Annotated in this window: 16 protein-coding genes; 9 read left to right on the forward strand and 7 right to left on the reverse strand. The window is 63.2% G+C overall.

Going from position 1 to position 17,944, the window contains the following annotated elements:
* Nucleotides 1-186: 186 nt before the first annotated feature.
* Entirely contained in the window at nt 187-774 is a 588-nt protein-coding gene (locus Q3C01_RS16460; protein WP_458146364.1) for an RlpA-like double-psi beta-barrel domain-containing protein, read from the forward strand.
* A 106-nt stretch (nt 775-880) separates the two neighbouring features.
* On the opposite strand, the gene Q3C01_RS16465 is transcribed toward Q3C01_RS16460, so the two are convergent.
* Complete coding sequence (locus tag Q3C01_RS16465) at nt 881-1,324, reverse strand: SRPBCC family protein (protein WP_458146365.1); 444 nt, start codon at nt 1,322-1,324, stop codon at nt 881-883.
* A gap of 242 nt (nt 1,325-1,566) precedes the next feature.
* Between Q3C01_RS16465 and Q3C01_RS16470 the strand changes: the two genes are divergently transcribed.
* Nucleotides 1,567-2,277 carry an alpha/beta fold hydrolase gene (locus tag Q3C01_RS16470; RefSeq protein WP_458146366.1) on the forward strand — a complete coding sequence of 237 codons (711 nt, stop codon included), beginning with the start codon at nt 1,567-1,569 and terminating at the stop codon, nt 2,275-2,277.
* Nucleotides 2,278-2,564: 287 nt separating this feature from the next.
* Here the strand turns inward: Q3C01_RS16470 and frc are convergent, their stop codons facing one another.
* From frc to Q3C01_RS16485, 3 genes are all read right to left on the reverse strand, one after another.
* Nucleotides 2,565-3,842, reverse strand: a complete 1,278-nt coding sequence (gene frc, locus Q3C01_RS16475; RefSeq protein WP_458146367.1) for a formyl-CoA transferase — start codon at nt 3,840-3,842, stop codon at nt 2,565-2,567.
* Between the two features lie 154 nt (nt 3,843-3,996).
* Nucleotides 3,997-5,730 carry an oxalyl-CoA decarboxylase gene (gene oxc / locus Q3C01_RS16480; RefSeq protein ID WP_458146368.1) on the reverse strand — a complete coding sequence of 578 codons (1,734 nt, stop codon included), beginning with the start codon at nt 5,728-5,730 and terminating at the stop codon, nt 3,997-3,999.
* Between the two features lie 86 nt (nt 5,731-5,816).
* The gene (locus Q3C01_RS16485) at nt 5,817-6,512 is read right to left on the reverse strand and encodes a GntR family transcriptional regulator (RefSeq protein WP_458146466.1); all 696 of its coding nucleotides are present in this window, start codon (nt 6,510-6,512) and stop codon (nt 5,817-5,819) included.
* A 339-nt stretch (nt 6,513-6,851) separates the two neighbouring features.
* On the opposite strand from Q3C01_RS16485, the gene Q3C01_RS16490 reads away from it, so the two are divergent.
* From Q3C01_RS16490 to Q3C01_RS16520, 7 genes are all read left to right on the forward strand, one after another.
* Nucleotides 6,852-8,981, forward strand: a complete 2,130-nt coding sequence (locus tag Q3C01_RS16490; protein ID WP_458146369.1) for an acetate--CoA ligase family protein — start codon at nt 6,852-6,854, stop codon at nt 8,979-8,981.
* A gap of 170 nt (nt 8,982-9,151) precedes the next feature.
* Nucleotides 9,152-10,003: an IclR family transcriptional regulator gene (locus Q3C01_RS16495; protein WP_458146370.1), complete on the forward strand. Its 852-nt coding sequence runs from the start codon at nt 9,152-9,154 to the stop codon at nt 10,001-10,003.
* Nucleotides 10,004-10,118: 115 nt separating this feature from the next.
* The gene (locus Q3C01_RS16500) at nt 10,119-11,921 is read left to right on the forward strand and encodes an adenine deaminase (RefSeq protein ID WP_458146371.1); all 1,803 of its coding nucleotides are present in this window, start codon (nt 10,119-10,121) and stop codon (nt 11,919-11,921) included.
* A gap of 152 nt (nt 11,922-12,073) precedes the next feature.
* Nucleotides 12,074-13,864 (forward strand): glyoxylate carboligase, encoded by a 1,791-nt coding sequence (gene gcl / locus Q3C01_RS16505; RefSeq protein ID WP_458146372.1) that lies wholly within the window; start codon nt 12,074-12,076, stop codon nt 13,862-13,864.
* Nucleotides 13,865-13,877: 13 nt separating this feature from the next.
* Entirely contained in the window at nt 13,878-14,663 is a 786-nt protein-coding gene (hyi, locus tag Q3C01_RS16510; protein WP_458146373.1) for a hydroxypyruvate isomerase, read from the forward strand.
* 214 nt (nt 14,664-14,877) lie between these two features.
* Nucleotides 14,878-15,765, forward strand: coding sequence for a 2-hydroxy-3-oxopropionate reductase (locus tag Q3C01_RS16515; RefSeq protein WP_458146374.1), 888 nt, complete (start codon nt 14,878-14,880; stop codon nt 15,763-15,765).
* A 115-nt stretch (nt 15,766-15,880) separates the two neighbouring features.
* A complete protein-coding gene (locus Q3C01_RS16520) occupies nt 15,881-16,264 on the forward strand; it encodes a DUF1236 domain-containing protein (RefSeq protein ID WP_458146375.1) in 384 nt (127 codons plus the stop codon).
* Between the two features lie 33 nt (nt 16,265-16,297).
* On the opposite strand, the gene Q3C01_RS16525 is transcribed toward Q3C01_RS16520, so the two are convergent.
* The 3 genes from Q3C01_RS16525 to Q3C01_RS16535 all read right to left on the reverse strand — a co-directional run bounded on the left by Q3C01_RS16525 (nt 16,298) and on the right by Q3C01_RS16535 (nt 17,924).
* Nucleotides 16,298-16,675 carry a VanZ family protein gene (locus tag Q3C01_RS16525; protein ID WP_458146376.1) on the reverse strand — a complete coding sequence of 126 codons (378 nt, stop codon included), beginning with the start codon at nt 16,673-16,675 and terminating at the stop codon, nt 16,298-16,300.
* Between the two features lie 77 nt (nt 16,676-16,752).
* Complete coding sequence (locus tag Q3C01_RS16530) at nt 16,753-17,355, reverse strand: thiamine pyrophosphate-dependent enzyme (protein ID WP_458146377.1); 603 nt, start codon at nt 17,353-17,355, stop codon at nt 16,753-16,755.
* An 8-nt stretch (nt 17,356-17,363) separates the two neighbouring features.
* The gene (locus Q3C01_RS16535) at nt 17,364-17,924 is read right to left on the reverse strand and encodes a thiamine pyrophosphate-binding protein (protein ID WP_458146378.1); all 561 of its coding nucleotides are present in this window, start codon (nt 17,922-17,924) and stop codon (nt 17,364-17,366) included.
* Between the last annotated feature and the right edge of the window lie 20 nt (nt 17,925-17,944).

The raw sequence follows: 17,944 nt of genomic DNA on the forward strand, positions 1-17,944 counted from the left end.
CTGTCTTAGTCGGAGAGATCTAAAACACTGCGTGAGGACCACCCCGGTTCCCACAACGGTTCCGTCGCCAAGGTTGGCACGAACCCGCAAACAATTGGCACGAGCTCGCTAACGCCCTCGCGTTTCGCTTGACCATGCTTTGCGGCATCGGGAACCGAACAATCGAAAAAACTCAATCAAGGAGTTATGATGGTGTTCCACTCGAGCGCCGCAATTTGCGGCGCCGTAGTTGCGCTTGCCATGTCTGTTACCGTTGCTCGAAGTGAAATCGGTGCAGTTCATTCAAGTGCCGTCGTCGATGCCGCTTCTGGGGATGCGATCATCGGCGCAGCATCCATGTATAATCCGTTCCGCCCCGGATGGCGGGAGGGCGGCCCGAACACAGCCTCCGGCGAGCGCTATGATCCCTCTGTCTGGGCGGCTGCCATCAAGACGAGTTTGCGTCAGAAATTCGGTGGGGTCCTATTTGGCGCGAGGCCGAAATATGCCCTCGTCGAGGCCGTGGGCAAGAAGGTCATCGTCAAGATAAATGACGTGGGGCCACTAACGCCTGGCCGCATCATTGACCTGAACGAGCGGACGATGCGCTATTTCGATCCAGGCCTGCAGCTCGGAGTAATTACTGGCGTGAGTGTCAGGCCGCTTGCGGGGGACTATTGGATCCCCGGACCAGTCCTCGACGGTCTCCTGGCCGCTGATCTTTGCGGCGATGCCACCTCTGGCGGCAAGACGACGGCCGACGCAACTTGCGTTGCCAACAGTTCTGCAATGTAGAGAAGAGCCTGACCCTTGAGTCGACATGGCTGGATGGCGCCGGTCTACGTCCGTATTTGGCGAGGATCACTCCGGCGCTCGTCCCGCGAAATCTGCCGCGATGCCGCTACTGATTGATCTCGGGCTCGACGAGCCTTGCGAGGTTTCGCAGCGACTCCTGCCAGCCGAGATAGCAGGCTTCGGGCGGAATGACGTCCGGGATTCCTGCCTGTGTAATTTCCAGCTCGGTGCCGACAGATACTTTCTTCAAGATCACGGTCACCTGGATCTCGCCCGGCAAAATCGGATCGTCGAACCTGTCGGTGTAGCGCAGGCGTTCGTCCGGGACGAGTTCGACATATTCGCCGCCAAACGCGTGGCTGTTGCCGGTCGTGAAGTTCCGGAAGGACATTCTGAATGTGCCGCCGACCTTCGGCTCCAAATGATGCACGGTGCAGGTAAAGCCGTTGGGCGGAAGCCATTTCGCCAGCGCGTCCGCCTCGAGGAAGGCGCGATAGATTTTCTCGGGGCTGGTCGTCAGGACGCGGTGGAGGCGTACAGTGCTAGGCATGATTGTCATCCTCGTAAATTGATGGGTACGACACGGACGTCCGTTGCACGTTCATGCCCCGAGGACGAACGAGACGTCACGGATCCGACACGTCATCTCAAATCTTGTTCCTGCGTTAGGTCGAGAACGCCTGCTGCGGATCGTCTGGCGGGAACTGCTAAACTGCGCCTCTCGTTGTAGACTCGATAGCAATATTGGTTTGCGCCCGCTATAGAACTGCACGTTTAGCCGCGGGGGAAGCGTTGAATACAGATGTCGTCCTCATCGCAGGCCCCTTGGTTCGGGCCTCGAGCTGGGAGCCTACGGCCGAAAAGCTGCGTGACTCAGGATGGCGCGTACAAGTCCCGGACATTCTGGCGCATCATGCCTCTCCCCCGGCATGGAGCGCGTGGAGCCGCAGTCTTGTCAATCAAATTGCTTCCGCAAATGGGCTGGTGTTGATTGGCCACAGCTCTGCCAGCGCTCTAGCCGCCGATCTGGCGACCAAGTTGCCCACGAAGGCCGTTGTCATCCTCGATGGTGACATCCCGCCGATAGAAGGCGCGGCATACCCTGTTAGGCCAGCTTTGCGCGCTTTCATTCAAAATCTTGCGGAAGCGGATGGATCCCTCCCGGTGTGGTCAAAATGGTTCGACGGTGACGCACACCGCGCATCGCTGGTTGGCATCGACATCCTGAAAAGCGATCACAGCGCGTTCGTTCGGTTCGAAAGCGGCCTGCCGAAGATGAATATCAGTTGGTTTGACGAGACTGTCGACCTTGCCAGGTGGGATCACATTCCCGCCGGGTTCATCCAGGCGTCAAAGCTCTACGATCACGCAACAGTGGAGGCGCGCCGTCGCGGATGGCCAGTCATCAACTCGGAAGGGACCCACCTCGATCCAACTCTACGTCCTGCCGAAACCGCGAGTGCCATTGCTGCTATCGCGCGCACCCTTGGAGCGATCCGTTAATCGGCTCCCCGCACAACCCGCACCAGAGCGATGTCCGTGCTTGCGCGGATGTCGGGGCGATAGCGGACATCAGGCGGGGTACTCTGCGATGATCGACTTTTGCCACTGATTTGCCCGACGTGTCAAATGATTTCGTAAAATCCGCAATTCACGTACGGGCCCCCTGGCTACTTTGCATGGGGTTGTTTTTCAACTTTTAGTGGGAGCCCTGAGCGGGAGAGTGAGCGCACATAAAAAAGGGCCACCTGAACGGGCGGCCCTTTCGTCTTGGGTCGAAGTCGGTCCGCTTACTCCGCGGCCTGCTTCTGCGGCGGATCGAGCGCGCCGGACTTGTGGATGTCGGCGACCTGGTGATCGCTGAAGCCGAGCACGCTGCGCAGGATCTCGTCGGTGTGCTCGCCGAGCAGCGGCGAGCGCTGCACGTCGCTCGGGGAGTCCGACAGCTTGATCGGGTTGCCGACCGAGATGTATTTGCCGCGGGTGGGGTGGTCGACCTCGACCACGGTGCCGGTCGCACGCAGCGACTGGTCTTCGGCGATCTCCTTCATCGACAGGATCGGGCCGCAGGGGATGTCGTCATTGTTGAGGATCTCCATCGCCTCGAACTTCGTCTTCGTCATCGTCCACTGCTCGATGCGGGCGAAGATCTCGTTCAGCCGCGGCAGGCGGGCCTGGGGCTTGGCGTAGTTCGGATCGGTCTTCCAGGTCGGCTCGCCGATCACGTCGCAGATCTTCTCCCAGACCGGCGCCTGGGTGATGAAGTAGATGTAGGCGTTGGGATCGGTCTCCCAGCCCTTGCACTTCAGGATGCGACCGGGCTGGCCGCCACCGGAATCGTTGCCGGCGCGCGGCACGGCATCGCCGAACGGAATGCCTTCGCCGAACTGGCTGTATTCCTTGAGCGGACCGTGGGCGAGGCGCTGCTGGTCGCGCAGCTTGACGCGCGCGAGGTTGAGCACGCCGTCCTGCATCGCAGCGGTGACGCGCTGGCCCTTGCCCGAATGCGTGCGCTGATAGAGCGCGGTGACGATGCCGAGCGCCAGGTGCAGGCCGGTGCCGCTATCGCCGATCTGCGCGCCGGTGACGAGCGGCAGGCCGTCGCGGAAACCGGTGGTCGAGGCGGCGCCGCCGGTGCACTGCGCGACGTTCTCATAGACCTTGCAATCCTCGTACGGTCCGGGACCAAAGCCCTTGATCGATGCGACGATCATCTTCGGGTTGATCGCCTGGATCTTCTCCCAGGGGAAGCCCATGCGGTCGAGCACGCCGGGGCCGAAGTTCTCGACCAGCACGTCGCACTTCTTGATCAGCTCGGTGAGAACCTCCTTGCCCTTGGGGTTCTTGGTGTCGAGCGTGATCGAGCGCTTGTTGTGGTTCAGCATGGTGAAATACAGGCTGTCCACGTTCGGGATGTCCTGGAGCTGGCCGCGGGTGATGTCCCCGACACCGGGACGCTCCACCTTGATCACGTCGGCGCCGAACCATGCCAGCAATTGCGTGCAGGTCGGCCCCGACTGGACGTGGGTGAAGTCGAGAATGCGAACGCCCGTGAGCGCCTTGGTCATCGTGTTTGCTCCTTTTACTATCTGTTGCCGTCATGCCCGCGAAGGCGGGCATCCAGTATTCGCCGTAGATTCAGTCGGGCTCAGTGTTCGCCAACAAGGATGGTCCGGCGATTACTGGATTCCCCGCCTGCGCGGGGAATGACCCGGTCGATGCTTACTTCTTCTTCTGCAGAACGCTCTGCGGATTGAGGTTGCCGATGCGGCCGCTTTCCGAGCCCGCGGCCGGATCGATCACCGCGTTGATCAGCGTCGGCTTGCCGCTACTGATCGCCTCGTTGACGGCGCGCTTCAACTCGTCCGGCGAGGTGGCGTTCACGCCGATGCCGCCGAAGGCTTCCATCATCTTGTCGTAGCGCGCACCCTTGACGAACACGGTGGTCGCGGGATCGGAGTTGGCGCTGTTGACGTCGGTGCCGCGATAGATGCCGTCATTGTTGAAGATGACGACGCAGATCGGCAAATTGTAGCGGCAGATGGTCTCGACCTCCATGCCGGAGAAGCCGAAGGCTGAGTCGCCTTCCACCGCGAGCACGGGATTGCCGGTCTCGAGCGCGGCGGCGATCGCCTGGCCCATGCCGATGCCCATCACGCCCCAGGTGCCGACGTCGAGACGCTTGCGTGGGCGGTACATGTCGATGACGCCGCGGGCGAGGTCGAGCGTGTTGGCGCCTTCGTTGACGAGGATCGCCTCGGGATGCTCCTTGATGACGTTCTTCAGCACGCCGAGCGCGCCGTGATAGTCCATCGGCGACTTGTTGTTCATGAGCTTCGGCGCCATCTTCGCGACGTTCTCTTCACGCTTGGTCACGACAGACTTGGTCCATTCGGCCGGCGGCATGGTCCAGCCCGCACCCATCGCCTGGTTGAAGGCGGACACGACGGAGCCGATGTCGCCGACGACGGGCGCGACGATCTCGACGTTGGAGTCCATCTCCCTCGGCTCGATGTCGACCTGGATGAACTTCTTCGGCGCTTCACCCCAGCTCTTGCCCTTGCCATGCGAAAGCAGCCAGTTGAGCCGGGCGCCGATCAGCAGGACGACGTCGGACTCCTTCAGCACCGTCGAGCGGGCTGCGCCGGCGCACTGCGGATGCGTGTCGGGGAGGAGGCCCTTGGCCATGCTCATCGGCAGGAAGGGGACACCGCTCTTCTCGACGAAGGTCTTGATCTCCTCGTCGGCCTGCGCGTAGGCCGCGCCTTTGCCGAGGATGATGAGGGGACGCTTTGCGCTCTTCAGAACATCGAGCGCGCGCTTCACCGAAGCAGGCGAGGGGATCTGCGCGGGGGCGGCATCGATCACCTTGACCAGCGACTTCTGGCCGGCATCAGCGTTCATCACCTGGCCGAACAGCTTTGCCGGCAGATCGAGATAGACGCCGCCGGGACGACCGGAGACCGCGGCGCGGATCGCGCGGGCAAGACCAATGCCGATGTCCTGGGCGTGCAGCACGCGATAGGCGGCCTTGCACAGCGGCTTTGCGATCGCGAGCTGGTCCATCTCCTCGTAGTCGCCCTGCTGGAGGTCGACGATCTCCCGCTCGGAGGAGCCCGAGATCAGGATCATCGGGTAGCAGTTGGTGGTGGCATGGGCCAGCGCAGTGAGGCCGTTGAGGAAGCCGGGCGCGGAAACCGTGAGACAGACGCCAGGCTTCTTGGTGAGGAAGCCCGCGATGCCTGCGGCGTAGCCGGCGTTCTGCTCGTGACGGAAGGAGATCACGCGAATGCCGGCAGCCTGCGCCATGCGGCCCAAATCCGTGATCGGGATGCCCGGCACATTATAGATCGTGTTGATGCCGTTCAGCTTGAGCGTGTCGATGACGAGATGAAAACCATCCGTCAATTCCTGCTCGGTGCCCGGTGCTTCGGACTTGGTCGCGGTATTCAGCATGGGCCTTGTCTCCCTGGTCTCAAGGTGCCGTTTTAGGCTTTGCGGGCGAATTACTCGCCCTTCTGGTGAAGTTGCTGGCTAAACAGCTACGTGAATAGTTCCTGGCCATGCGCTTCGACGTAAGCCGCAAGGCCAAGGGTGTGATCGCGGGCGCGCTTCTCGGCGAGTTCGGTGTCGCGCGCTTCCAGCGCTTCGATGATGCCAAGATGCTCGGGCAGCGAGGTCGCGGTGCGATCCTTCCGTCCGATCGTCAGTTGCCGGTAGCCGCGCACATGCAGCAGAAGATCGTTGGTGAGGTCGACGAGGATCGGCGATTCCGACAGCGAGATCAGCGCCTGGTGAAAGGCGATGTTGGCGCGCGAATACTCCTCGATGTGATCCTCGGGCAGGCGATCCTTGCTGAAATCCTTGAAGTAGTCGCGCAGCGCCGAAATGTCCTTCTTGCGCGCCGTGGTGGTGATCAGGCGTGCCGCCATGCTCTCAAGCGCCGCCCAGGCGCGGATCATGTCGACGATCTCGCTCTTGGTCCTGCGCACGACCATGATGCCCCGGCGCGGCACGGTCTTCACGAAACCGTCCTGCTCGAGCATCGCGATCGCTTCGCGGATCGGTGTGCGGCTGACACCCAGGCGCTCGGACAGCGCGCGCTCGTCCAGCATCACCGGCTCGGGCGTCGAATAGATGTCCATCTTGAGGATCGCTTCCTTCAAGGCGTCATACGCCTTGTTCTTGAAGCTGCTCTCCGGGGCAATACGGACGATTGCGAGATCTGCCTCGGCCATGTTGGGCGATGCCTTGATTTGCTTCACGACGATTCTCCTCCTCAGGGGGAGTCGTCTTTTACAGGAATATTTACCGAAATGTTTTTGGCATACCACATGCCAGAATGTCAAGCTGCCTATTTTTTGCGGCCTTCGGACCCATCACCCGCCTTGACAAGTTGGCTTCTGGCATACCAAATGCCATCGTCAGCTATTTCTGATCCAAGCCGGCGGAGTAAACTCGGGCTTTCTGCCCCTCCGTTCCGCCGCATGGAACAAAAGGCGCGGCGAATGGCAAGCATCACGGCAGCCGCAATACGCGCCTTGCAAAGCAAGATCTGAGGTCAAGGGAGAAACCACATGTCGAATTCCAAAGATGCCGTCCGCGGGGTACTTGACCAGGTCAAGGCGGACAACCGCACCAGCTTGACGGCCCCCGAAGGAAAGCTCGTCTGCGATGCCTACGGCATTCCGGTGCCGAAGGAGGGGGTCGCGAAGTCGGCGGGCGAGGCCGGCAAGATGGCCTCCTCCATGGGGTTCCCGGTGGTGATGAAGATCGTCTCGCCCGACATTCTCCACAAGACCGAGGCCGGCGGCGTCATCGTTGGTCTCAAGACGGCTGAGGATGCCGAAAAGGCCTATGAGACCATTCTCTCCAACGCCAAGAAGTACAAGGCCGATGCCAAGATCGAGGGCGTCCAGGTGCAGCAGATGCTGGCTGGTGGCACCGAGGTCATTGTCGGCTCGATCACCGACGGTTCCTTCGGCAAGCTGGTCGCCTTCGGCCTCGGCGGCGTGCTGGTCGAAGTCCTGAAGGACATCACCTTCCGCCTCGCGCCCGCGACCAAGGAGGATGCGCTGTCGATGCTCGACGGTATCCAGGCGCATGAGATCCTGAAAGGCGTTCGCGGCGGCGAGCCGGTGAACCGGAACGCCCTTGCCGACGTCATCGTCAAGGTCTCGCAGCTCGTCACCGATTTCCCTGAAATCGTCGAACTCGACCTCAACCCGGTGTTCGCGACCCCAAAGGATGCGACCGCCGCCGACGTGCGTATCGTCGTGGACTTCGCCTACAAGCCCAAGCCGAAGCCGCGCCCGACCGAAGAGATCGTCGCGGCCATGAACCGCATCATGCAGCCGAAGGCGGTGGCCGTGATCGGCGCCTCTGTGGAGGACGGCAAGATCGGCAACTCCGTGATGAAGAACCTCATCAACGGCGGCTACAAGGGCGAGATCATTCCGATCCATCCCAAGGCCGCCGAGATCCTCGGTTACAAGGCCTATAAGAGCGTCAAGGATGTGCCGGGCGTCGTCGACGTCGCGGTGTTCGCCATCCCCGCAAAGTTCGTCGCAGGCGCGCTGACCGAGTGCGGCGAGAAGAAGATCCCCGGCGCCGTGCTGATTCCGTCGGGCTTCGCGGAAGCGGGTGCGCCGGAGCTCCAGGCCGAAATCGTCGAGGTCGGCAAGAAGTACGACATCCGCCTGATGGGGCCAAACATCTACGGCTTCTATTATACGCCCGCGAATCTCTGCGCGACCTTCTGCACGGCCTACGACGTGAAGGGCCATGCGGCGCTGTCGTCGCAGTCGGGCGGCATCGGCATGGCCATCATCGGCTTCTCGCGGTCGGCGAAGATGGGGGTGTCGGCGATCGTCGGCCTCGGCAACAAGTCCGATATCGACGAGGACGATCTGCTCGCCTTCTTCGAGCAGGATCCGAACACCAACCTGATCGCGCAGCACTGCGAAGATCTGAAGGATGGTCGCGCCTTTGCGGAGGCCGCCAAACGCGTCTCCAAGAAGAAGCCGGTGGTCGTGCTCAAGGCTGGCCGCACCTCGGCTGGCGCCAAGGCGGCGTCTTCGCACACCGGAGCGCTCGCCGGCAACGACAGGATCTATGAGGACGTGTTCAAGCAGTCCGGCGTGATCCGCGCCCGGTCGCTGCGTCAGCTGCTCGAATTCGCCCGTGGCGTGCCCGTGCTGCCAACGCCGAAGGGCGAGAACGTGCTGATCATCACCGGTGCCGGTGGTTCAGGCGTGCTGCTGTCGGACTCCTGTGTCGATAACGGCCTGTCGCTGATGTCGATGCCGCCGGATCTCGATGCGGCCTTCCGCAAGTTCATCCCGCCGTTCGGCGCGGCCGGAAATCCTGTGGATATCACCGGCGGCGAGCCGCCGATCACCTACGTCAACACGGTGAAGCTCGGGCTCTCCGACGATCGCATCCACGCGCTGATCCTCGGCTACTGGCACACGATCGTCACCCCGCCGATGGTGTTCGCCCGCAACATGGTCGAGGTGAAGAAGGAAATGGAGGCCAAGGGTTTTGTGAAGCCGATGGTCGCCTCGCTCGCCGGCGACGTCGAGGTCGAGGAAGCCGCCGAATATCTCTATCAGCACGGCATCCCGGCCTATGCGTACTCGACCGAGCTGCCGGTCGAAGTTTTGGGCGCCAAGTACAAGTGGGCGCGCGGGGCAGGTCTGCTCTGAACCGATGAACACTTTTCACCTCTCCCCGCTCGCGGGGAGAGGTCGGATTGGCGAAGCCATCCGGGTGAGGGGGACTCTCCACGAGTCCATCTTTCACTGTCCTTGCGGAGGCTCCCCCTCACCCCGACCCTCTCCCCGCAAGCGGGGCGAGGGAGTAGAGTCAGGTCGCGATGGGCAAGAACGTGATCCGGCGCAAATCGCTTGAGTCAAAGTTGGTCGGAGAGGCCGACCACGACGCTCGCGACGGCGGCGTGCAGTCCGTCGACCGGGCGCTGTCGATTCTGGAGACGCTGGCCGAGGACGACGAAGGCTATCGCCTCAGCGATCTCGCCGTTCGCACCGGGCTGTCGGCCTCGACCGTGCATCGCCTTCTCGCGACGTTGGAAAGCCGCCGCTTCGTGCAGTTCGATCGCGCCGAATCCAAATGGCACGTCGGCGTGCGCAGCTTTACCGTCGGCGCCAGCTTCGCGCGGCGGCGCAATTTTACGGCGCAGGCCATTCCCTATCTTCGGAAGCTGCGGGATCTTACCCGCGAGACCGCCAACCTCGCCGTCGTTGACGATGAGTTCATCATCGTGCTGACTCGCATGGAGAGCCGCGAGATCATGCGCTCGCTGACCAAGGTCGGCGGCCGCGTCGCGATGGTGACCTCAGGTGTTGGCAAGGCGGTGCTGGCGACCTATTCCGACGAAGATGTCGGCGCGGTCATCCGGCATCACGGCATGCCGAGGCTCACCGAGAAGTCGATCGTGCGACCGAGTGACCTGTTCAGGGAGCTCGCGACGATCCGCAAGCAGGGTTTTGCGGTGGATGATGAGGAGGCACAGACGGGTCTCCGCTGCGTGGCGGCCGTGGTCTACAATGGGCTCGCCGAGCCGCTTGCTGCGATCTCCGTCTCGGGCATGACCAGCCGCATCACCGACGGCCGGCTGCCCGAGATCGGCCGCGTAGTCCGGGAAGTGGCAGCGGAACTCACCGCCGCACTTGGCGGCGTAATGCCCGTCGCTGCCGAGAAAGCCTGAACATCGGGCCGGCAGCGTGCCCATTGCGTAAGCAGCGGTGCCGCTTTATTTGAGTTGCCCCTTCTGGCCGAGGGCGCAACCATCGCCGGGCCATTCACGCCCCGCGAGAGTCCTGATGACCAAACTGACCCGCTTCACCGTTGCGCCGCTGCACTCAATGACGCGCCGCCTGGCCGATGTCGCCTCGGCGCGCGTTGCGCCCGACCTCGTCATTACGGGCGCGCGGGTGCTGTCGACCTATTCGGAGCGTGTCCATTCCGGGCGCGAGGTCTGGATCACGGGCGGCCGGATTGCGGCGGTGAAGCCGGCGGGCACGGCCAAAAGGGCCTGGAGCGGCGTGACTGTTTATGACGCGGCCGGCGGCATCATCGCGCCAGGGCTCGTCGATCCGCATATCCACATCGAATCCTCGATGGTCACGGCCTGCGCCTACGCCGAGGCGGCGCTCCTCAATGGCACCACCACGATCTTCTGCGACAGTCATGAGATCGGCAACGTCATGGACGTCGCCGGTGTCGAGGCGATGCTTCAGGACGCGCGCGAGGCGCCGCTGTCGATCTTCCTGACGGTGCCGTCGACGGTGCCTGCGACCTCGCCCGAGCTGGAGACTGCCGGCGGTGACCTCACGCCCGACAAGATCGCCGGCCTGTTCGATCGCTGGCCAGAGGCCGTCGCCCTCGGCGAGAAGATGGATTTCGTGCCGGTGACCATGGGCGATGAGCGCAGCCATGCGATCCTTGCCGCGGCCCTCAAGCGCGGGCGTCCGGTGTCGGGGCATGTCTATGGGCGCGAATTCGTTGCGGCGTATGCCGCATCCGGCGTCACTGACACGCACGAGGCGATCGATCGCGACATCGCCGATGATCTGCTCGATGCCGGCGTGTGGGTCTTCCTGCGCGGCGGGCCGCCGACCACGCCCTGGCACTCGCTGCCGCAGGCGATCCGCACCATCACCGAGCTCGGAGCCTCGCACAAGCGCACGGCGGTCTGCACCGATGACCGCGACGCCGACGATCTCTTCCTGTTTGGGCTTGACTGGGTGGTGCGCGAAGCCGTGAAGGCCGGGATGTCGGCGGAGCAAGCCTGGTCGATGGGCTCGCTGCATGGCGCGACACGCTTCAACATGGAGGGCGAGATCGGCGGCCTCGGCGGTGGCCGCCGCGCCGATCTCGTGCTGATGGACGACAATCTGAAGCCGCAATGCACCTGGTATGGCGGCGAGCTGGTGGTCGAGAAGGGCAGGACCACAGAGCGCCTCGATCAGGCGCTGTCGCAGCGTTATCAATATCCCAAGGCTGCCTATGCGACCGTGAAGCTGCCGGACCAGCTCAAGCTGACGCCGGAGCTTCCGGCGAGGGCTTGCACCGTCAACGCGATCAAGACCGCGCTGCCCGGTATCACGCTGATCCACGAGAAGGTCAGAATCGAGCCGGCGAACGATTGGCCGGCCTTGTTTGCGCGCCATGGCCTGTGCTTCGTGACGGTGGTCGAGCGCCATGGCAAATCGACCGGCAACGTCGCCTATGGCCTGCTGAAGGACTTTGGGCTCCAGCGCGGCGCAGTGGCCTCCAGCGTCGGGCATGACAGCCACAACATCATCGTGGCCGGAACCAACGAAGCCGACATGCAGGTGGCGATATCAGCCATCAAGCAGCAACAAGGCGGCGTCTGCGTCGTCGCTGATGGCAAGGTGAGGGCGCTGGTTCCGTTGCCGATCGCAGGGTTGCTCTCGGACAAGCGCATCACCGAAGTGGCCGAGGAGGTGCGGGCCCTGAAGAAAGAATGGTCGGAGGCTGGCTGCACCATCCCCTACATGGGCTTCAATCTGATTCCGCTATCGGTCATTCCGGAGATCCGTATCACCGACAGAGGACTCGTCCTTGTGCCGCAGATGGAGCTCGTGCCCCTGTTTGAGTAGCCGCTTTCACGCGTCTCTCGACCTAACCGATTGAGACAGCCCCGATTTTTCTGCGGCTGCCGCATCGTGGAAAATAAAATCGATCTCGTTGAGCGCAGCCCACGCACAATCGATGATCACGCTCGAAGCAAGGCAACCGAGCGAGGTCCGATATGGCGAAGATGCGAGCCGTCGATGCAGCCGTGCGTATCCTGGAGAAGGAAGGTATCTCGACCGCCTTCGGCGTTCCCGGGGCCGCGATCAATCCGCTCTACTCGGCGCTGAAGAAGCGCGGCTCGATCCGCCACATCCTGGCACGCCACGTCGAGGGCGCCTCCCATATGGCGGAGGGTTTTACGCGGGCGAAGGCCGGCAATATCGGCGTCTGCATCGGCACGTCGGGACCGGCCGGCACCGACATGATCACCGGGCTGTATTCGGCGATCGCCGATTCCATTCCGATCCTCTGCATCACCGGGCAGGCGCCACGCGCGCGGCTTTACAAGGAGGACTTTCAAGCGGTCGATATCGAATCCATCGCAAAGCCCGTGACCAAATGGGCCGTCACCGTGCGCGAGCCGGCGCTGGTGCCGCGCGTGTTCAGCCAGGCCTTCCACGTGATGCGCTCGGGCCGGCCGGGGCCGGTGCTGATCGACATGCCGCTCGACGTGCAACTCGCCGAGATCGAATTCGACGACGAGACCTATGAGCCGTTACCGGTCTACAGGCCGACCGCGACGCGCAAGCAGGTCGAGAAGGCGCTGGAGATGCTCAACGCCGCCGAACGGCCGTTGATCGTGGCGGGTGGCGGTATCATCAACGCCGATGCCTCCGACCTGCTCGTCGAATTCGCCGAGACCGTGAACGTGCCTGTCGTGCCGACGCTGATGGGGTGGGGCGCGATCCCCGACGATCATGTGCTGATGGCTGGCATGGTGGGCCTGCAGACCAGCCATCGTTACGGCAATGCCACCATGCTCGAATCCGATTTCGTGCTCGGGATCGGCAATCGCTGGGCCAACCGGCACACCGGCTCGATCGAGACCTACACCAAGGGCCGCAGATTCGTGCATGTCGACATCGAACCGACGCAGATCGGGCGCGTCTTCAATCCCGATCTCGGCATCGTCTCGGATGCGAAGGCTGCGCTGGAGTTGTTCGTCACCGTCGCCAGGGAGTGGCGCCGGTCTGGCAGGTTGCGCGAGCGCCAGGCGTGGCCCGCGGCCTGCCGCGATCGCAAGCGATCGATGCTGCGCAAGAGCCATTTCGACAACGTGCCGATCAAGCCGCAGCGCGTCTATGAGGAGATGACCAAAGCATTCGGACGCGACACCTGCTATGTCACCGTGATCGGCCTGTCGCAGATCGCCGGCGCGCAGTTTTTGGGCGTCTACAAGCCGCGCAACTGGATCAATGCCGGGCAGGCCGGACCGCTCGGCTGGACGCTGCCCGCAGCGCTTGGCGTGCGCGCGGCGTGCCCGGATCGCGATATCGTTGCGCTATCGGGCGATTACGATTTCCAGTTCCTGATCGAGGAGCTCGCGGTCGGCGCGCAGTTTAATCTGCCCTATGTCCACGTCGTCGTGAACAATTCCTATCTCGGCCTGATCCGTCAGGCGCAGCGCGGCTTCGACATGGACTATCACGTCCAGCTTTCCTTCGAGAACATCAATGCGCCCGAACTCGGCGTTTACGGCGTCGACCATGTTGCAGTCGCCGAAGGCCTTGGCTGCAAGGCGATCCGCGTCACCGACCCCAAGGACGCGCAGGCCGCGTTCGCGACCGCGCGGGAGCTGATGGCGAAGCACTGCGTCCCCGTGGTGGTCGAGTTCATCCTCGAACGCGTCACCAATATCGCGATGGGAACGGAGATCGACAACATCGTCGAGTTCGAGGAGGTCCTTGACCTGCCGCTCGACGATGTCGAGATCACGCGCCCGGGCGTGTTGCAGCCGGCGGAATAGGGAGAACAGCATCATGCCAAAGTTCGCCGCCAACCTCACCATGCTCTTCAACGAGATGCCGTTTCCGGATCGTTTTGCCGCGGCGAAGTCGGCTGGATTCAGCGGGGTCGAATATCTGTTTCCGTATGATTTCGACAAGGCGCTGTTGCGCGAGCAGCTTGAGAGCCACGGGCTCACGCAGGTGCTGCACAATCTCCCCGCTGGCAACTGGGCGGGCGGCGAGCGCGGCATCGCGATCTTTCCCGATCGCGTCGCCGAATTCCGCGACGGTGTGTTTCGCGCCATCGACTATGCCAAGGCGCTCGACTGCGACCGGCTCAACTGCCTCGTCGGCATCGCGCCGGCGGATGCCGATCCGCGCGAGCTGAACGAGACGCTGATCGGAAACCTGCGCTTCGCTGCCGCTGCGCTGGCGCGTGAGAATATCGAGTTGCTGGTCGAGCCGATCAACACGCTCGACATTCCCGGCTTCTTTCTCAATGGCACCGAGCAGGCGGCGCAGCTCATCACCGAGGTACGTTCGAGCAACCTGTTCATCCAGTACGACGTTTATCACATGCAGATCATGGAGGGCGACCTCGCCCGCACCATGCAAAAATATCTCGACCGCATCTCGCATATCCAGCTTGCCGACAATCCCGGCCGGCACGAACCGGGCACGGGCGAGATCAACTATCCCTTCCTGTTCCGCCATCTCGACGCGATCGGCTATCGCGGTTGGATCGGCTGCGAGTACAAGCCGCGCACCACGACGCTGGAAGGCCTGTCCTGGCACGCGGCGCAGACCTTCGAGACCTGAGAGTGCAGCCACAGCGACGGTGCGCTCCCTCTCCCGGTTGCGGGAGAGGGCTGGGGTGAGGGTGTCTCCACGACGGGGTTCGTTGAGGCGTGCTGCAATAATCCCAACGCGGAGAGAACCCTCACCCGGCACTGCGTGCCGACCTCTCCCGCAAGCGGGAGAGGTGAGGGAGCCCGTGGATCGGACTTACCAAAATCGAGAGGAAACGACTGACATGATCGACATTGGCTTTATCGGGCTTGGCACCATGGGACGGCCGATGGCTGGCCATCTTTTGGCGGCGGGCCATCGCCTCTTCCTGCACGACGTCGCGCCGATTCCGCCCGACCTGATCGCGGCCGGCGGTGTCGCCTGCAAGTCGGCGAAGGAGGTCGCGGAGGAGGCGGATGCCGTCATCATCATGGTGCCGGATACGCCGCATGTGGAGGCAGTGCTGTTTGGCAAGGACGGTGTCGCGGGCGGCATCTCGAAGGGCAAGATTGTGGTCGACATGAGCTCGATCTCGCCGCTGGCGACGAAGGAATTTGCCAAGAAGATCGAGGCGCTCGGCGCCGATTATCTCGACGCGCCAGTATCGGGCGGCGAGGTCGGCGCCAAGGCGGCGAGCCTCACCATCATGATCGGCGGCCCGGAGCGCGCCTTCAACACCATGAAGGGTGTCTTCGACAAGATAGGCAAAAACGTCACTCGCGTCGGCGCCAATGGGGACGGGCAGACGACCAAGGTCGCGAACCAGATCATCGTCGCGTTGACGATCGAGGCGGTGAGCGAGGCTCTGCTGTTCGCATCGAAGGCTGGCGCTGATCCTGCGCTGGTGCGGCAGGCGCTGATGGGCGGCTTTGCCTCGTCACGGATCCTTGAGGTCCATGGCGAGCGCATGGTGAAGCGCAATTTCGAACCGGGTTTCCGTATCGAGCTGCACCAGAAGGATCTCAACCTCGCGCTCGAAGGCGCGCGCTCGCTGGGGCTCTCGCTGCCGAGCACGGCGGTGGCGCAGCAATTGTTCTCAGCCTGCACAGCGCATGGTGGCAAGGCCTGGGATCATTCTGCGATGGTGCGCGCGCTCGAATTGATGGCGGGTCATGAGATCGCCGCGGCGTAAGACTGTTACGCGGTAACACTCTCTGGATTGGTCTTGCTTGAGCGGTTCGGGAACCCGGAACTATCACCGGGGTCCGCGGTTGATGGCGCACGAACAAACAATCTGGAGACAGGACATGAAGACCCGTCTTGTGATCTCGTTGGCTGCCATTTCGCTGCTGGCGTCAAGCGCAGCCTTTGCGCAGTCGACCACAGCCGAGGGTGCCGCGAATGGTGCGCGGGCCGGCGGCGAGATTGGTGGTCCGGTCGGTGCGATGGTGGGCGGCACCGTCGGCGCGGCCGTTGGCGCTGGCCTCGAAATTCCGAACGCCGTGCTGGGCGGCATTCCGCGCGACAACTCGGTTGTGGTTCACGAGCACGTCGTGGTCGGCGAGCCGCTACCGCCGACCGTGGTGTTGCACCCTGTGCCGAACTACAGGGAATACGATTATGCGGTCGTCAACGACCGCCGTGTGATCGTCGAGCCACGGACCCGCAGGGTCGTCAAGATCATCGACTGATCATCCTGGACAGGGACGGGGCCCTGCGGAGGCTTACTCCGCGGGGCCTTCGTTTGCGACGCCGGCAGCGCCGCGGGAGCGGGCGACGGCCCGGTCGATCGCAGCGGAGAGCGCGAATCCCACGCAGGCGGCGAATGCATCGACGATGAAGTCCTCGAACCGTGCATGGCGACCCGGTGCCCAGAGCTGCAATACCTCTAGCAGGCCGATCAGCACGACGGCGATGGCCGTGACGCTGAGGCGGCGCTGCGAATAGGCGAACCCGAAAGCGAGTCCGACCAGAACGAAGGCGAGCGCATGCTCGCCGTCCTGGCCGAGGTCAGCATGCGGGCGCAGGCCTGGTGGCCCCAGGGTCGCGAAGGTGACGGCGGCGGCAAGCAGCCAGGCAAAGAGACGCAACAAAACTGACATCCGATCCGCTTAGCACGGCCGGCGCCGGATCGGTCATTGCACCGGGATCAGATCGCCGTGTAGTTAATGACGAAATATTACAGTGGCTGCCGGACGCCGAGGCCATTCATGAAGCGCTCGCGGATTTGGACGGGATCGCGGCGCGTTGTGCCGACGCCGGGCTTGTCGTCGATGCGCACCGCAATGAGGCTCGGTTCCGAGGCCGTTAGCGAAGCCTCGACCAGTCGCTCGAAATCCTCCTCGTCCGCGGCCCAGGCACTGTTGGTGAGACCCGAACCGGTCGCGATTGCCACGACGTCGGCCACGCCGGCGGCCGGCGTCGGCTGCGAACCTGTGATCTGGTAGATGCCGTTGTCCATCACGATCATGGTGAGGTTTTTCGGCTTGAGGGTCGCGATCGTCGTCAGCGCGCCGAGCTGCATCAGCAGCGAGCCGTCGCCTTCGAGCGCAATAACCCGGCGATTGGGCTGCGCCAGCGCCACCCCGAGCGCGATCGGAAAGGCGAGGCCCATGCTGCCGAGCATGTAGAAGTTTTGCGGGCGGTGGCCCGCGGCCCACAGGTCGAAATTGGTGTTGCCGATGCCGCCGATCACGGCCTCCTCATTCTTCAATTTCGTGATCAGGCGCGAGGTGACGTCGAAGCGGTTCATCACCTTGGTGTTGCGGGCGGTCGCGTTCATGGCTGACCTCACTTGTCAAAGACCTTGCCGCCGGTAAGCAGCGGGTTGAGGATCAGCGCCACCGGCGCCTGTGTGGTGACGGCCTGCTTGATCGAGCGGTCGGCGATGAATTCGAGCTCGTCGAGCCGGGTGATGGTGTGATGCTCGAGCGCAAGCGAGTCCAGCACCGGGCGCATGGTGCGGCAGACCAGCGCCTGGCCGTAGTTGAACTCGCCGAGCGTGCCGCGCTCGGACACGAACATGATCAGTGGGATCTGATAGGGCACCGCGAGCGAGGCCAGCACATTGGCGAGCGTTGCAAAGCCCGAGGTCTGCATCAGCACGGCGCCCCGCCGTCCGCCCATCCAGGCGCCGGAAACGATGCCGACGGCTTCCTCCTCGCGCGCGGTCGCAAAGGTCATGAAGAAGGGATCGGCGTGCAGGGCCCTGATCAGCGGCGTCAGCACGCGATCGGGTACGTAAGGGACGAGGCTGACATCGTTCCGCTTGAGCGTTTGCAGCACGATGCCGTGCCAGCTTTGTTCGGTGGGAGACATCTGGGGCGGGGTGCGTTGCTCCGCGATCGTCATCTTGTTCTCCCTTCCGCCGC

It is taken from the genome of Bradyrhizobium sp. UFLA05-109, assembly GCF_054185165.1.

Bases quoted from the DNA above. Each gene is read 5' to 3' on its own strand.
- Q3C01_RS16490 (WP_458146369.1), top strand. From the start codon at position 6,852: ATGTCGAATTCCAAAGATGCCGTCCGCGGGGTACTTGACCAGGTCAAG.
- frc (WP_458146367.1), bottom strand. From the start codon at position 3,842: ATGACCAAGGCGCTCACGGGCGTTCGCATTCTCGACTTCACCCACGTC.
- Q3C01_RS16485 (WP_458146466.1), bottom strand. From the start codon at position 6,512: ATGGCCGAGGCAGATCTCGCAATCGTCCGTATTGCCCCGGAGAGCAGC.
- gcl (WP_458146372.1), top strand. From the start codon at position 12,074: ATGGCGAAGATGCGAGCCGTCGATGCAGCCGTGCGTATCCTGGAGAAG.
- Q3C01_RS16465 (WP_458146365.1), bottom strand. From the start codon at position 1,324: ATGCCTAGCACTGTACGCCTCCACCGCGTCCTGACGACCAGCCCCGAG.
- Q3C01_RS16495 (WP_458146370.1), top strand. From the start codon at position 9,152: ATGGGCAAGAACGTGATCCGGCGCAAATCGCTTGAGTCAAAGTTGGTC.
- Q3C01_RS16515 (WP_458146374.1), top strand. From the start codon at position 14,878: ATGATCGACATTGGCTTTATCGGGCTTGGCACCATGGGACGGCCGATG.
- hyi (WP_458146373.1), top strand. From the start codon at position 13,878: ATGCCAAAGTTCGCCGCCAACCTCACCATGCTCTTCAACGAGATGCCG.
- Q3C01_RS16500 (WP_458146371.1), top strand. From the start codon at position 10,119: ATGACCAAACTGACCCGCTTCACCGTTGCGCCGCTGCACTCAATGACG.
- Q3C01_RS16535 (WP_458146378.1), bottom strand. From the start codon at position 17,924: ATGACGATCGCGGAGCAACGCACCCCGCCCCAGATGTCTCCCACCGAA.
- Q3C01_RS16520 (WP_458146375.1), top strand. From the start codon at position 15,881: ATGAAGACCCGTCTTGTGATCTCGTTGGCTGCCATTTCGCTGCTGGCG.
- Q3C01_RS16460 (WP_458146364.1), top strand. From the start codon at position 187: ATGATGGTGTTCCACTCGAGCGCCGCAATTTGCGGCGCCGTAGTTGCG.
- oxc (WP_458146368.1), bottom strand. From the start codon at position 5,730: ATGCTGAATACCGCGACCAAGTCCGAAGCACCGGGCACCGAGCAGGAA.
- Q3C01_RS16525 (WP_458146376.1), bottom strand. From the start codon at position 16,675: ATGTCAGTTTTGTTGCGTCTCTTTGCCTGGCTGCTTGCCGCCGCCGTC.
- Q3C01_RS16530 (WP_458146377.1), bottom strand. From the start codon at position 17,355: ATGAACGCGACCGCCCGCAACACCAAGGTGATGAACCGCTTCGACGTC.